The 13323-nt window shown below is 39.4% G+C and carries 10 protein-coding genes and 4 pseudogenes; 9 read left to right on the top strand and 5 right to left on the bottom strand.

What is annotated here, in order from left to right; translation table 11 throughout:
• Positions 1–125 precede the first annotated feature (125 nt).
• From IQ274_RS35010 to IQ274_RS35040, 8 genes and pseudogenes are all read left to right on the top strand, one after another.
• Positions 126–977: pseudogene (locus tag IQ274_RS35010) on the top strand (ParM/StbA family protein); the annotation flags it as partial.
• Between the two features lie 5 nt (positions 978–982).
• The gene (locus IQ274_RS35015) at positions 983–1273 is read left to right on the top strand and encodes a hypothetical protein (protein WP_194145076.1); all 291 of its coding nucleotides are present in this window, start codon (positions 983–985) and stop codon (positions 1271–1273) included.
• 159 nt (positions 1274–1432) lie between these two features.
• The gene (locus IQ274_RS35020) at positions 1433–4642 is read left to right on the top strand and encodes a DEAD/DEAH box helicase (RefSeq protein ID WP_194145077.1); all 3210 of its coding nucleotides are present in this window, start codon (positions 1433–1435) and stop codon (positions 4640–4642) included.
• A 5-nt stretch (positions 4643–4647) separates the two neighbouring features.
• On the top strand, positions 4648–5484 hold the full coding sequence (locus IQ274_RS35025; protein ID WP_194145078.1) for an SWIM zinc finger family protein: 837 nt from the start codon (positions 4648–4650) through the stop codon (positions 5482–5484).
• 134 nt (positions 5485–5618) lie between these two features.
• On the top strand, positions 5619–7835 hold the full coding sequence (locus tag IQ274_RS35030) for an AAA family ATPase (RefSeq protein WP_194145079.1): 2217 nt from the start codon (positions 5619–5621) through the stop codon (positions 7833–7835).
• A gap of 169 nt (positions 7836–8004) precedes the next feature.
• A complete protein-coding gene (locus IQ274_RS35035) occupies positions 8005–8607 on the top strand; it encodes a hypothetical protein (RefSeq protein WP_228058606.1) in 603 nt (200 codons plus the stop codon).
• A 119-nt stretch (positions 8608–8726) separates the two neighbouring features.
• A pseudogene (locus tag IQ274_RS38200) lies at positions 8727–8864 on the top strand (molecular chaperone DnaJ); the annotation flags it as partial.
• Positions 8865–8877: 13 nt separating this feature from the next.
• A complete protein-coding gene (locus IQ274_RS35040) occupies positions 8878–9069 on the top strand; it encodes a hypothetical protein (protein WP_194145080.1) in 192 nt (63 codons plus the stop codon).
• A 48-nt stretch (positions 9070–9117) separates the two neighbouring features.
• Here IQ274_RS35040 and IQ274_RS35045 read toward each other — a convergent pair whose 3' ends face one another.
• Complete coding sequence (locus IQ274_RS35045) at positions 9118–9498, bottom strand: hypothetical protein (protein WP_104910156.1); 381 nt, start codon at positions 9496–9498, stop codon at positions 9118–9120.
• Between the two features lie 167 nt (positions 9499–9665).
• Between IQ274_RS35045 and IQ274_RS35050 the strand changes: the two genes are divergently transcribed.
• A complete protein-coding gene (locus tag IQ274_RS35050) occupies positions 9666–10517 on the top strand; it encodes an Rpn family recombination-promoting nuclease/putative transposase (RefSeq protein WP_194145081.1) in 852 nt (283 codons plus the stop codon).
• Positions 10518–10533: 16 nt separating this feature from the next.
• Here IQ274_RS35050 and IQ274_RS35055 read toward each other — a convergent pair whose 3' ends face one another.
• The 4 genes and pseudogenes from IQ274_RS35055 to IQ274_RS35070 form a co-directional block, all read right to left on the bottom strand.
• Positions 10534–10992, bottom strand: a complete 459-nt coding sequence (locus IQ274_RS35055; protein WP_194145082.1) for a GNAT family N-acetyltransferase — start codon at positions 10990–10992, stop codon at positions 10534–10536.
• 3 nt (positions 10993–10995) lie between these two features.
• A pseudogene (locus tag IQ274_RS35060) lies at positions 10996–11262 on the bottom strand (hypothetical protein); the annotation flags it as partial.
• Between the two features lie 228 nt (positions 11263–11490).
• Entirely contained in the window at positions 11491–12327 is an 837-nt protein-coding gene (locus tag IQ274_RS35065; RefSeq protein ID WP_194145085.1) for an alpha/beta fold hydrolase, read from the bottom strand.
• 356 nt (positions 12328–12683) lie between these two features.
• A pseudogene (locus IQ274_RS35070) lies at positions 12684–13323 on the bottom strand (hypothetical protein); the annotation flags it as partial.

Consider the following 13323-nt stretch of genomic DNA (forward strand, 5'->3'; position numbering starts at 1 on the left):
CATAGATGAGGGGGAGAAAAGGGGTTGCCCTCGGCAACCCCTTTTCTCCCCCCTTAAAATGATTATCATTCTTGAGAAAACCTGTCTCTTGTTTTTCTTGGAATAATTTATTCTTTGGAAGTCCCTATATTTCCACAGCAGAAATGGAAGATGTTCCAGGACGTGTAGTTTTTAACGGTAGTGCTTACACAGTTGGAGAGTCAGCTTACCGTACAGGAAATTATTTTGACCGCAACACAGACAATAATGAAAATAAAGTCAATAACGCATTATTGACTTTGTTCGGTGCGTTGGCACATCTGCCACACCGTAAGGCTTGGCACTTAAAATTAGTCGTCAGTTTACATGATGTTGCTCTGGCTGAAGAACTACAAAAAGTACTCAATGGAGAATATCAGCCAATACTTGCTGGCAAACAATCAGAAGTAAAAGTAGAAGTGCTGAAAGTTGTACTAGAGGGAATGGGTGCATTATTTGGGCATCCACTCCCGAAAAAATTAACCATTTTAGACTTTGGTAATGGAACAACCCTATATTCTCGTTACAACCGGGGTCAACGAGAAGTTCACACTGCTTACCCCATCGGTGTAGAAGTTCTCATCGATGATATCTCCCAAAAAATGAAACATTTAAATGGCGGAAAAATCGGAGATCCATCCATTATCCGATTTTGTCTAGAAATGGGACATACCAAGTACAGCCGTGACATCGATATCAAAGATATATACAGCGCTTGTTTGAAAGATTGGTATGAAAAATACTTGAAGAAAGTGGTGAATCTGACGCTTGATGCTAAACACCAGGGGGATGAAATTTGGGCGATTGGTGGAGGTTGCCTGTTACCTGGATTTAAGAAGCTTTTAGAGAAGAACGGGTTCAAAATACTGGACAACCCAGTGGAAGCTAATGTCTTTGGACTTTTAGAAATGGCAAAAGCCATCAGCAGCAAGAATTCGCCTACTACATCTATTAAGTGATCGCAATGACAGAAAAATTTGACTTAGCTCCCATAAAAATTCGGCTTAAAGAAAACTACCGAGAACGCATATTTGCAGAGTCCCAACAACTAGGTAAAAGTTACCTGGAGACGCTTTACTTCATTATTGATTGCTATTTTGTTTTCATCAAGGCTGGATTAGCCACACAACAAGTAGCTTTTACGCCGATTACTACTGACAAGAACAGACTTCAGCCGCCGACTGAAGAGCCATCTATTATTGAAAAGCAAGAGAATTCTGATGACCAAACCTTCATTCTTGATTTTGAGTTGTAAGGGAAGTATGGGACTGCTGCCTCTATAGTGCGTAAATCAAGCGATCGCACGATAGCGTCATCGCTTTCTTTTGCATAAAGGAGATAATTCTAGCACCTCTGTTTGCTAAAGTAATTCTAAGGCGCGCGAATTTCCGAAGAATCCAGAGACATCACAACAATGAGAATACTTCATGGCACCTGGATACCAAACGAGGAAACTGACTTTATCCAGTCAGGGTCTTTTTACTTGTGGGTAGAAACTCAATTATCCCAAAAAAGCCACACCAATAGTCAACAAATTCATCCTGGACACTTGGTAGAATCCGAATTAATCGCCTTTTTAGTAGAAGAATTGGGAATTAAAGAAGACAATACTAAATTTTCCCAACGCATATCTCCTAAATACTTTGCCTTACCAACCACCAATAATCAGCCCCTACCTTCACCAGAATTAACCAAGTATTTAGAAATTGAGTTGACTGATAGCTATGAAGAATTCCAATATTGGCAGGTAGATTCTTATGAAACAGTAGTGTCTACCAAAAACGTCACCGCACTTAATATTATTAAACTACTTAAAGATATCCATTTTTTAGCAATATATAATGCCCAGAAGTTTCAAATTGGTTCAGATTTATTATTTTGGTATAATTACACTCAAAGTTTTAAACAAGTAATCCTCAAAGACCAATTTATTCCCGCACTGAAGTATCGACATTTATCAACGGAAAATCCCCACAAAAAAGGCAAAAAAAAGACTGCTAAAGCAGCATTTGAAATTTATGCCACCTGGGAAATTATTTCCGAACAATATGAAGCAAATATTCTTAAATATATTGACTATATGCCACTAATATGTGTGGCAGGTAAAGCAACAGTTAGCTATCCTATTGAGTTTTTTGATCAAGAAACACTATTGCGTCACTTTTCCGAATATGTACTTGATGATTTAGTAACTCACACCCCATCTACAGCCGCTTTTGACAAACAAATTGCTGATTCTCTAATTGAATCTTGCTTTTATCCTCGTCAGCATAACCCACTCACAACAAATACTGCCCTTGAGGAATATCAGCAATGGTTGGTATGGAAAACCAAAATTACTCGTACTCAAGCTGATTCACCTTTTCATCTATGCTTCCAGTTACATTCTCCTGATAATGAACAAATAGACAATTGGCAAATTCAATTTCTAGTAGCGAGTAAACAAGATCCATCCTTGAAGTTAGCGTTAGCAGACTACTGGACAATGAATCAATTTTCCAAAACTGCTGTACATAAAGATTTTGGTAAAGATTTTGAAACAAATTTGCTGCTGAATCTGGGTTATGCAGCCAGGATGTATCCCAAACTCTGGCTTGGGTTGGAGACAGATAAGCCAACAGCAATGCAACTTACCTTAGATGAAGCATTTGACTTCCTTACTGAAAGTGCTTGGGTACTGGAAGACTCAGGATTCAAAGTAATTGTACCTGCTTGGTATACTCCGGCAGGTCGTCGTCGCGCCAAAATTCGCCTCAAAGCATCGGGTAGCAAACTTGCTGCAACGAAAGGGGAAACAAAAAGCTATTTTGGCTTAGACTCACTGGTGGAGTATCAGTATGAGTTAGCGATTGGGGAGCAAACTGTCACACCTATTGAATGGGAACAACTGATTAATGCTAAAACTCCCCTAGTGCATTTTCGCGGTCAATGGATGGAATTAGACCGGGATAAAATGCAGCAGTTACTCGAATTTTGGCAGTCCCACGGTAACGAACAACCCCAGATGACCTTACTGGAGTTTCTACAACGCAGTGCTGAATTGGGGTCAGAATGGGAAATTGAACATGACGAAGCTTTGTCAGAGATGATAGCAAAGCTACAAGATAAAAGTCGCCTAGAACCAATTTCTGAACTTGATAATCTGCAAGGCACACTCCGAGAATATCAAAAGCGTGGTGTTTCCTGGCTACAATATCTGGAAAACTTGGGATTAAATGGCTGTTTGGCAGATGATATGGGTTTAGGTAAATCCGTGCAGGTGATTGCCCGATTAGTGCAAGAGAAGGAGTTACATGAAGCTCTGAAAGTAGGAGGAAAAATTACTTCTTTATCTGCCCTGCCCACACTATTAATTGCTCCGACTTCTGTTGTTGGCAACTGGCAGAAGGAAATTGCCAAATTTGCACCTCATTTAAAAACTATGGTGCATCATGGTAGCACTAGGCTACAAAATCTAGCTGATTTCAAAGCTGCTTGTGAACAAAACGATGTGATAATTAGCTCCTTTACTCTAGTCCGCAAAGATGAAAAGTTATTGAGCAGCATCGAGTGGCAACGTTTAGTACTGGATGAGGCACAAAATATTAAAAATCCGAAAGCTGCCCAAACTAAAGCTATTTTAAAATTAAGAGCTAAACATCGGCTGGCATTAACAGGAACTCCTGTAGAAAACCGCTTACTGGATTTGTGGTCAATTTTTAATTTTCTAAATCCTGGTTACTTGGGTAAAGAAGCCCAGTTTCGGAAAATCTTCGAGATTCCGATTCAAAAAGACAATGACCGCGTAAAATCTGCCACCTTGAAAAAACTGGTAGAACCTCTAATTCTGCGAAGGTTAAAAACTGACCAATCTATTATTAATGACTTGCCAGATAAAGTGGAACAAAAACTCTACACTAACCTGACCAAAGAGCAAGCATCGCTTTATGAAGTGGTGGTACTAGATGTGGAAAAACAATTGCAATCAGCAGAGGGAATTCAACGCAAAGGATTAATTCTTTCAACCCTGATGAAATTGAAGCAGATTTGTAATCATCCAGCCCAATTTCTGCAAGATGGGAGCGAATTTTCACCGATGCGTTCGCACAAACTCAGTCGGTTATCAGAGATGGTTGAGGAGGCTGTTGATGAAGGAGAAAGTTTACTGATTTTTAGTCAATTTACGGAAGTGGGTGAAAAGATTGAAAAACATCTCAAACACAGTCTGCATTGCAATACTTACTATTTGCATGGTGGCACTAGTCGCCCACGTCGAGAACAAATGATTACCGAATTTCAAGACCCAAATACAGAACCATCGGTTTTTATCCTTTCCTTGAAAGCAGGGGGCGTAGGTATCACCCTCACGAAAGCCAACCATGTCTTTCACTTTGACCGTTGGTGGAACCCAACAGTTGAAGACCAAGCAACTGACCGTGCTTTCCGTATTGGTCAAAAAAAGAATGTCTTTGTGCATAAATTTGTTGCCATTGGAACTCTAGAAGAGAGAATTGACCAAATGATTGAAGATAAGAAAAAACTTTCTAATGCTGTTGTTGGTAGCGATGAATCTTGGCTCACCGAATTAGATAATGAAGCCTTTAAGCGGTTGATTTCATTGAATAAGAGTGCAATTTTGGAGTAGATATTATGGCTAAATTTAGTCGAACTTGGTGGGGCGATCGCTTTATTCAAGCACTAGAAGCTTTTACAGATGATAACCGACTCAAAAGAGGACGGTCTTATGCTAGCGGTGGTAAAGTCAAAAGCTTTGAGATTGACTTAAATAAAATTACTGCCAAAGTCAGAGGCTCAGTTAATCCCTATTTTGGAGTCTACAAAGAACCAACTTATAATATAGAGATTCAGATTACACCTATTGCTAAAACCCATTGGAATGAAGCTATCCAAAAGCTTTCTTCTAAAGCCAGTATCATTTCTCGATTGCTGCTAAATGAAGTCCCAGAAAATATTGAAGATACTTTCTCTCATTTGGGACTACATTTATTGCCCCATAGTAGTAAGGATTTCAAAACTAAATGCTCTTGTCCAGATTATGCTAATCCCTGTAAGCACATTGCTGGAGTTTACTATTTAGTGGCTTCTCAATTAGATAATAATCCCTGGTTGTTATTTGAATTACGGGGATTATCGAAAGCAGAACTTCAAGCCAAACTAGCTAATTCTCCTTTGGGAAAAGCTCTATCTGAGGAATTGAATACTAAGGAAATTCCTTTAGAACTTTCTAATTCGCTGTACACTAAGCTAGAAAAGCAATCTCTTAACCAAATGCCAAATGCCAGAGAATTTTGGTTAGGTACAAAGCGATTACCACAAACTATTGAAGTGGCGACTCCAAGTAGTATCTGTGCAATTTTGATTAAGAAACAAGGGGATTTTCCTGATTTCTGGCACAATGATGCTTCCTTTATTGAAACAATGGAAGAACTGTATCAGCGAGTCAAAACCAAAAATCATCAGTTCTGATTTCAGCGCTGATAACGACATCGTAAAGTAATTTCTTTTTAGATATTAATTGCCGTTATAATTTTTTACCTTGAAAAAGCATACGCACATATTTTATGCCTTGAAAAACTCCACTTCTGAAGACGTATTTAATAATGGATTTATTTGACCAGCATCTTGCAAAAATAACTGATGAATCAGCACCTCTGGCGGCTCGGATGCGTCCACGAACACTTGATGAATTTATTGGTCAAGACCATATTATTGGGCAAGGAAGGCTACTGCGGCGTGCTATGAATTTAGATCAACTGTCTTCCTTAATCTTTTCTGGGCCACCAGGGACTGGCAAAACTACTTTAGCCCGTGTTATTGCCAACAGCACCCGCGCTCACTTCATTCCTATCAATGCCGTACTCTCAGGAGTCAAAGAAATTCGAGCGGCAATTGAAATAGCCCAACAACAGCGTAAGTTCCATAATCAACGAACTATTCTTTTTGTCGATGAAGTCCATCGTTTTAACAAGTCTCAGCAAGATGCTCTATTGCCTTGGGTAGAGAATGGTACAATCATTCTCATTGGTGCTACCACCGAAAATCCTTTTTTTGAAGTCAATAAGGCACTTGTCAGCCGTTCGCGGATTTTTCAACTTCAGCAATTAACTGATAAAGATTTATACAAAATTGTTGAGCAAACACTCTTCGATTCAGAACGCGGTTATGGCAAGTTAATAGTACAAATTGACACAGATGCTTTAGCTCATCTAGTTAATGTTGCCAATGGTGATGCTCGTTCGTTATTGAATGCTTTGCAACTGGCTGTAGAGACTACACCCCCCGATACTACAGGTGTTATTCATATTCCCCTAGCAGTGGCAGAAGAATCAATTCAACAACGTGCTGTTTTATACGACAAAGAAGGGGATGCCCATTTTGATACCATTAGTGCTTTTATTAAGAGCTTACGAGGTTCTGACCCAGATGCAGCACTCTATTGGCTGGCCAAAATGGTTTATGCCGGTGAAGACCCGCGCTTCATCTTCCGTCGGATGTTAATTCTTGCAAGCGAAGATGTCGGATTGGCTGATCCACAAGCAATTGTCGTTACAAATGCCTGTGCCGAAGCTTTTGACCGCGTGGGAATGCCAGAAGGACGTTATCATTTAGCACAGGCAGTACTTTATTTAGCGACTGCACCAAAATCCAATAGCATTATGGGCTTTTTTGATGCTTTCGCCGCAGTAGAAAATGAAAATGTTGCAGAAGTCCCTACTCACCTTAAAGATGCCAATCGGGATAAAAAAGGTTTTGGGCATGGGGCTGGTTATCTCTATCCTCACGCTTACCGAGATCATTGGGTAGAACAGCAATATTTACCCAAGAGCTTGCAAGGTCAATTGTTTTATCAACCATCAACCCAAGGTTATGAACATCAAATCGCAACACAAGTGGCACGTCATCGAGAAGCTCAACTTGCTGCAATAGTAGAAGGTATTGGTGTTGCACCAATGGAAGTAATGACTTATGGAACTGCTGACCGAGTAGATGAGCGTTGGTTGCAACGCACACTTTCTCAGGTAAGTACACAATTAGCATCTGTGCGCGAACGCATTTTCACTTTCGCCCAATTACAACGTCATCACTTAGTATTGGATCTAAATGCCGCCACTGGTTTACTTACTTGGGAAGCAATTCGACAAGTTCCTGAAGGTGGGGTTTATGCCTGTGTTCGCAATAGCTCTGATACCAATGCTTTAAATGAACTTACTGCGGCACTTCCTGAAACAATGCGACCAATAGTTTTTACTGCATCTGTTGCACAGATACCTGCTATGCTGGCATCTCTTGCACCAAATGTACAGTTTGACTCTATTATCGGGCGCAATGTACTAGCCTCGGAATCGGATAAGGGACTTGCTGCTCAAATTTTAACTCAATTGCTCCCCCACTCAGCCAAGCTTATTTTAGCTGAGACAGTACCTCGTCATACCCAAAGGTTTTACCGCTTACTGCCCAGCCAAAATCTCGATACTCAATTGTATGAGCGATTAGTTTTAGCGGAAGAAGCTATTTATACAGATGCCTCTGACCCCATGCTTAACTGGGATGCTGACGATTTGCATCACACTTTTGCCTCAAATGGACACTGCGTACAAGTAGTTCTTGAGCAGTATTTGACACCTATGCACATCTCTGATAATTTTATCAAGCGTTTATTTACTGCTAATCCTAATCGACCAAGTTATGCCGAGCGTCTAGCTGCAAATTTGACAAGTGAGGAAATAAATATTATTAAAAATTTATTTGTTCGTTACTTACTTAACCAATCCGTTAATTGGTCAAGCACTGTGGCATTTTTAAATATTAGCGGATGAACATAATAGGCTCTCAAATCACAGTCATTTATAATTATGAGTTTAAGGATGCAATTACTCGGAAGTACGTCTTGATAAAAACGGATCACTGAAGCTAAGGTAATATTTTTCCTTGCCTTCGCTTTATTTGTAGATGAGTATGAACTGTTCAAAAGGATTTTAGAGAATTATGCCAATTAAAAAACACATTAATCTGAATGTTGGAAGTTTCCTTAATCCCACAGATAAAAAGATAGTTGTCAATTTAGCTAGTGAAGATATTTTAACTTTAATCACGCAAGAGTTAAAAAGCCGTTACTCGCCAGAAACTCAAAAACAAGCCCTTGAGGAGAGTTCCCAGTTGTTGCCTGATTTCGTGCTACAAGAATTATTAAAGCGTCAAGAACAGGTAGTAAACGTTAACCCCGATACCTTAATAGTGGTTAACTGTCAAATAGCAGAGACAGAAGCCGATGATTTGGGATTTGATTTAAATGTCGAAGCATATTTTGTAATTGCAGATACAACAGGTCAAAATCATTTTCGCGCTAATAGGATCGGACTTTGGTCAAATATATGGGGTGATGAAGAACGGCTTTTCGATTTAGAAGATGAACTAGGTGAGCAATTCTGGAAAAATTATCAAATCCAATTGCTTTTTGATGAAAAAAATCAGCAAACAATCGAGCTAGAAATATCACAAACAGATGACTATGAAGCAAGATTACAATTTTACCCTTCTTTTCAAAAGTTTTTACCATCCATAGTTCCCTTTACGGATAATGACTTTTAAAATCCGCGATTAAACCAGAATACGCCTAGCAATTATGGCAGTCCAAGATGTGTCTTTTTTCGCATTCCCTAAGTAATGCGACAGTTCTATTTTAAACTTTAAACTTATAGACGTGTTTCATGCCTCGAAAAACTACAGTTCCATCGCAATCAATTAAAGTAACTCCGCTAGCTCTGTCTCAATTACATATCCGCTTAGAGTTTCTAGAAAAACAACATCAATCACTACTCAAACAGATCAAGAAAAAGCGCACAGAAAGGTATTGACGCTATGACTGATATGGTAGAAACAATTGACAATCAAATTAGCGTTATTTCTGATATTCGAGATTTTGTTAAAGGCTTTAAAGAAAAGAAAATCATTATTCAAGAATTTCTTGATGGCCCACTTTCTTTACGCTCCACGGACGAGTCAATTATGGAAGATATTCTTGAGCAAATGTTGTCAGAGTTAATTAGATAGTAAAATAATTATTCTTGAATAATATTTGAAAATACTAACGTAACAGGATTATTCAAAAACTCCTGCTCTTTCAATAATAAACCATTCATGGTATAAAACTGCTAAAAAAAATTCCTCTCCCTTCAAGCGATCGCATACCGCCATAAATCCAGAGAAAAAAGGATCATCTTCATAGGTAGTATCAGACAGAAAAACAGTTACAGAGTTGTTATCCATACTCCAGATACACCGGATTATGGTGATATTAGGATGATGTGATTTATCTACAGGTAATAATATCGGACATCCTTGAACTGACAAAAATTCTGGCTGTTCATATCTGAGAACTGATTCCCAATCCTCTGGCCCTTCATGTTTTTCAATAATCCTATCCCATCTAACTGCCTTAATTTTTTCTAGGCTTTCTGCTGATAAGTCTGATAATTTCATAGCTTGTATCTCATGCAGTCTGTTTTAATAGCTAATATACATAAATCAGATTATCATCTCTTTATTCTAGTGGATTGCAGAGATATTTAGTATATGCAATACTGAGCTTTAGTAAAAATCTTAACCTGAAAATAGGATGATTGTTATGAAAGTTAAAGATAAATATTATGATTGACCACGACCGCCTTTTCAAAGAATTATTATCTACGTTTTTTGTGGAATTTCTTGATTTATTCCTGCCTCAAGTAGTCAGCCAAATAGACCGTGATTCTATCCAATTTTTACCCCAAGAAGTTTTTACTGATGTCACTTCTGGCGAAAAGAAGGAAATTGATTTACTGGTGCAATGCCGCTTCCAGCAGCAAGATACTTGTTTTCTAATTCACGTTGAAAACCAGTCTTACACTGAAACAGCTTTTGCAAAGCGGATGTTTAAGTATTTTGCCCGTTTGCATGAAAAATATGATCTCCCTATCTACCCAGTGGTGATTTTTTCTTTTGATGAACCCAAACGCGCCGAACCTCAAAATTATAGTGTCACCTTTAGCGACTTAAAAGTGCTGGAGTTTCAGTTTGTAGCAATCCAGTTAAATCGTTTAAATTGGCGCGATTTTTTAACGCAGTCAAATCCGGTGGCCGCAGCTTTGATGTCAAAGATGAATATTCCAACAGACGAACGTCCACAGGTGAAGGCAGAATGTTTGCGTCTGCTGGCAACGTTAAAATTAGACCCAGCAAGGATGCAACTAATTTCTGGGTTCGTTGATACTTATTTGCGGCTCGACGATACTGAGAAACAGGTCTTTCAAGCGGCAATCAGTACAATGGGATTAGATGAGCAGGAGGAAATTATGGAGATTGTAACCAGTTGGCAACAGGAAGGCGCTCAAAAAGCTTTGGAAAAGGTAGCTGTGAATTTACTCCGCGAGGGGATGACTGTTGAAGCAATTACAAGAGTAACAGGGTTAACCCTAGAACAAGTGCAGCATTTACTTGCAAAGCTTCAAGAAGAAAATTAATGTCATTTGTATCGACTCACGAGTCTAGCTCAACAGTAAGCGTTTGACGACAATCGCGACGTAATGCCATGCCAAATTTTGCGTATGTAGCATTGGCAGCCACGTTGTTTGGTGCAACTTCTACGTGCAAAGCGCGAACATCGCGGCGACGGCACTCGGCTAACAGCAGTGAGAGTCCATGACTGGCGACTCCGTAGCGTCGATACTGCTCCCGCACAAACAGGTCATCAATGAATGCGTCCAGACCACCGTATTCCATACTGAAGCGAATCGTCAGCACCAGATAACCTGCGGGATATCCGCTCTGACGCAATAACCAAATAAACCCCAGATCGGGACGATCAAGAATCGTTGTAAAGCTCTTGGTTGCCCACTGAGAATCCAATAGATAGTTAGACTCAGCATAGAACTCTGTCATCATTTCAACTAGCAAGGGGATGTCCGAGTGTGATGCGGCACTTGAGGTTTGAGTCATTTTCTAAATTAAGTTTTGATTTTTGGCTTTGACTCGCTGATACAGTTCTTCCATTGTTTCAATAAAGGAAGTATCTTTATTCCAGAAATCAGGAAAGTTCCCTTGCTTCTTAATCAAAATTGCTGAAACACTATTGCCAGTAGTAACATCAACATTTGGGGATAGTCGCTTTGTTCCTAACCAAAATTCCCTAGCATTTGGCATTTGGCTAAGAGATTGCTTTTCTAATTTTGTGTAAAACAAGGTAGAGGGTTCTACAGGTATTTCCTTAACAATAAAACTGATCTTAATATTTAAGAAGATTTTAAGAACTCGTTGCAATTAGGCGGCGTTCTTCGGAGTGCTGGGTGGGGTTTTGATAAACTAGGCTGACTCACCAGTAAGCTATTGCCCCGTCAAGCGCACCGCAAGAGTTGAGCGACAGCAGCAACGAGTTCGTCGGCGCAACACGGCTCATCGACTTGTTAGCTGGCTGGCAACCGTTAACCAATTCAAAAATCACGATAGAAACTCTAGAACTAGCTGATTAAATTTTTGTGGATGCTCAATCGGACTCCAATGACCGCACTCTTCAATAATCTCCAACTGAGCATTAGAAATAATTTTAACGGCATTCTGAGCATGGGTTACAGGAACCATCGGATCTTGTCTGCCCCAAATAATTAGGGTCGGAACCTCGATAGTATGCAATTTCTCAGCAATTGACTGATAGAATTGCCCCCAGATATTAAAGTTTGAACGACCTAGATTTAATGTTGCTTCTGCTGCTCCAGGAAGCGTTGCCATTTGATAAAACTCTTCGACAATTTCATCAGTGATTAGTTTTGAGTCGTACACTGCCTGTTTACACAACATCGCTACACCTGATTTGCTTGGTGAACTAAACAACTTAGCTAAACCAGGAATTGTGGTCACTCGAAGCAGAAAATTAAGGTCTTTCCCTAGACCCGCACTGCCAACCAGAATTAGTCGATCAACTAATTGTGGGAAGTTCAACGTTAAAGTGAGTGCTACTCCACCGCCGGCAGAAGTTCCAATCAAATTTGCCTTGGGTATCTCTAAAACCTTCATGAAATCTCGCGTGAACTGAGCCATGAAGTCAAAGGTGTAATGAGCAGCATCGGGTTTATCGGATCGACCTGCACCCACCATATCAAACGCATAAACGCGATGATCTTTGGCTAATTCTTGGATATTGTACTTCCACAACTCAATGTAACCGCCACCACCATGAAGCAAAATGACCGTGCTGCCTGAATCTCCCGCTTGCCAATATCGGGTATTTACAGAGCCGACTTTGACATACCGATCTTGCAATTGTTCAGCTTGATTCATCTCAACCTTACCAAACTGTAACTTGGACTTCAATTTTCCACTTTTACCGATCTCTTCAAAATTATCTTAGGCTCAATACCTATTTGATAAATATCCATCTCAACGCCGTGTGTTTAATTCTAGCGTGGCAAAACTAACTAGAGCAAAAACTTAAACGTAGTAAATTCGTTATTATTGAAAAATTTGGTTTACCTATTTACGCGTATTTCAATCATGAAAAATCTACTCTAGCAAGTTTTACCACTCTAGGTTTAATTTCATAGATAAATAACAGATTTATAATCAAAAGCCAAATACTGTACATTACTGTATTGCCACAATAATTAAACGCTTCAAAAGGCTATTTTAGGATAAATCTATCTTTGTAAGTCTACTTGTTGTGTTTGAGATTTAGCTAGTATTTTATCAATTTGAGTATTAGCATCCTCAAAAGTTTGCAATATTTGTGGAGTTACTTTATTAGTCTGCACCTGACCAGATTGCAAGTTTAAAATTACCTCTCCATTTTTCTGTAAAATAGTTAAATCCCTCTGCTGGGTATTGAAAGCCAAGTCATAAATCTTTCCTTGAACTTGAGTGCCATTTTCATTAGGCTTACCCCAAACCATGCCAATCCTTTGAGCAATTTGAGTCAGCCGACTGATGGCTTCAAGCTTAGATGTATCTTGATTCATTACTGTAAACGCTTCGGCTGATAATTGCTCACCAGCTTTAAACCCATTTGCAACTTCTACAATGCGTTTTTTGTAATTCTCCGACTTCCCTAACTTATCTGCGGCATTGTACCAATTTCTCAAATCATCAATAGTAACTGTCGGGGGCTTCTCTACACCTAGAGGTTCGGTTTTTGTACTATTAGTAATGTCTATTGTAGAAGGAGTAGTGGAGAGTGATGGAGTTATAGATTGGTTAGGTGGGGATTGTGCTGTTTGTTCTGGTGGTTTCAAAAACTGCGGTCGTGTAGCGAGGGAATTAACTCTTTGTTGATAGTCACTA

The sequence above is a fragment of the Nostoc sp. LEGE 12447 genome, assembly GCF_015206985.1.
Lineage (GTDB): Bacteria > Cyanobacteriota > Cyanobacteriia > Cyanobacteriales > Nostocaceae > Nostoc.

Excerpts from the sequence above, each read along its gene's own strand:
- IQ274_RS35015 (WP_194145076.1), top strand. The coding sequence starts at position 983 with ATGACAGAAAAATTTGACTTAGCTCCCATAAAAATTCGGCTTAAAGAA.
- IQ274_RS35020 (WP_194145077.1), top strand. The coding sequence starts at position 1,433 with ATGAGAATACTTCATGGCACCTGGATACCAAACGAGGAAACTGACTTT.
- IQ274_RS35025 (WP_194145078.1), top strand. The coding sequence starts at position 4,648 with ATGGCTAAATTTAGTCGAACTTGGTGGGGCGATCGCTTTATTCAAGCA.
- IQ274_RS35030 (WP_194145079.1), top strand. The coding sequence starts at position 5,619 with ATGGATTTATTTGACCAGCATCTTGCAAAAATAACTGATGAATCAGCA.
- IQ274_RS35035 (WP_228058606.1), top strand. The coding sequence starts at position 8,005 with ATGCCAATTAAAAAACACATTAATCTGAATGTTGGAAGTTTCCTTAAT.
- IQ274_RS35040 (WP_194145080.1), top strand. The coding sequence starts at position 8,878 with ATGACTGATATGGTAGAAACAATTGACAATCAAATTAGCGTTATTTCT.
- IQ274_RS35045 (WP_104910156.1), bottom strand. The coding sequence starts at position 9,498 with ATGAAATTATCAGACTTATCAGCAGAAAGCCTAGAAAAAATTAAGGCA.
- IQ274_RS35050 (WP_194145081.1), top strand. The coding sequence starts at position 9,666 with ATGATTGACCACGACCGCCTTTTCAAAGAATTATTATCTACGTTTTTT.
- IQ274_RS35055 (WP_194145082.1), bottom strand. The coding sequence starts at position 10,992 with ATGACTCAAACCTCAAGTGCCGCATCACACTCGGACATCCCCTTGCTA.
- IQ274_RS35065 (WP_194145085.1), bottom strand. The coding sequence starts at position 12,327 with ATGAATCAAGCTGAACAATTGCAAGATCGGTATGTCAAAGTCGGCTCT.